Origin of the sequence: Blastococcus xanthinilyticus (assembly GCF_008124835.1) — a bacterium.
Lineage (GTDB): Bacteria > Actinomycetota > Actinomycetes > Mycobacteriales > Geodermatophilaceae > Blastococcus > Blastococcus xanthinilyticus.
The window spans coordinates 1-1,086 of record NZ_VNHW01000038.1; the positions used below are offsets into that span (position 1 = coordinate 1).

A 1,086-nucleotide genomic window follows, 5' to 3' on the forward strand; every position below is an offset into this window, starting at 1 on the left:
TGTACCCGGCCATGACGTTGGTGACGGCGGTCGGGCTTGAACGCAGGAGAACCTCCGAGTGGGGTGTGGCTTGTCTAAGGCCCACATCCGCCCGGAGGTTCTCGTGTCCCACGGTAATGCCCGCCTGACCGTCCACGGTCGCAAGCTGATCGTCGCCCGGCATGCCTCCGGCTGGCGGCAGGCGCACATCGCTGCGGCGATGGGGATCTCGCGCAAGTGCGTGCGGACCTGGATCACCCGGTTCGAGGACGAGGGCGAGGCGGGACTGGTGGACCGGTCCAGTCGTCCGCACACCAGCCCGCGGCGGACGCCTGCGGAGGTGGAGGAGCGGATCGTGGAGCTCCGCCGTCGTGAGCGCCGAGGACCGGCGTGGATCGGCGCCGAGCTGGGCGTGCCGGCCCGCACGGTCTCCCGGGTTCTGGTCCGCCGCGGGCAGCCGCGACTGGCTGCCCTGGACCCGATGACCGGGCAGCTGATCCGGGCTTCCAAGGCCACCGCGGTCCGCTACGAGCGATCCCGCCCCGGCGAGTTGGTGCACATGGACGTCAAGAAGCTCGGCCGCATCCCCGACGGCGGTGGCTGGCGGGCACTGGGACGCGCGGCCCGGGAAACCACCAAAGACCGAAAAACCCCGCTGGGCTATGACTACGTGCACTCACTCGTCGATGACTACTCACGGCTGGCCTACTCCGAGATCCTGCCCGACGAGAAGGGCGCCACCTGCGCAGCCTTCCTCGCCCGGGCTGCGGCCTACTTCGCCGACCACGGCATCGACCGGATCGAGCGGGTCATGACCGACAACGCCTGGGCCTACCGGTGGTCTCTGAGCGCGGTCATCACCGAACTGGGCGCCCGACAGAAGTTCATCCGCCCGCACTGCCCGTGGCAGAACGGCAAGGTCGAACGCCTCAACCGCACCCTGGCCACCGAGTGGGCCTACCGGCAGCCCTTCACCAGCAACGCCGAGCGCACCGCCGCCCTTGCTCCCTGGATCGAGCACTACAACACTCAACGCCGCCACAGCGCACTCGGCGGACTCCCGCCGGTCAGCCGCCTGGCACCAACCTGATGGCCGGGTACACCTAG

Annotated in this window: 1 protein-coding gene; it reads left to right on the forward strand. The window is 69.6% G+C overall.

The window, feature by feature from the left end:
* Positions 1 to 103 precede the first annotated feature (103 nt).
* Positions 104 to 1,069: an IS481 family transposase gene (locus BD833_RS22615; RefSeq protein WP_166535417.1), complete on the forward strand. Its 966-nt coding sequence runs from the start codon at positions 104 to 106 to the stop codon at positions 1,067 to 1,069.
* The last annotated feature ends 17 nt before the right edge of the window (positions 1,070 to 1,086 follow it).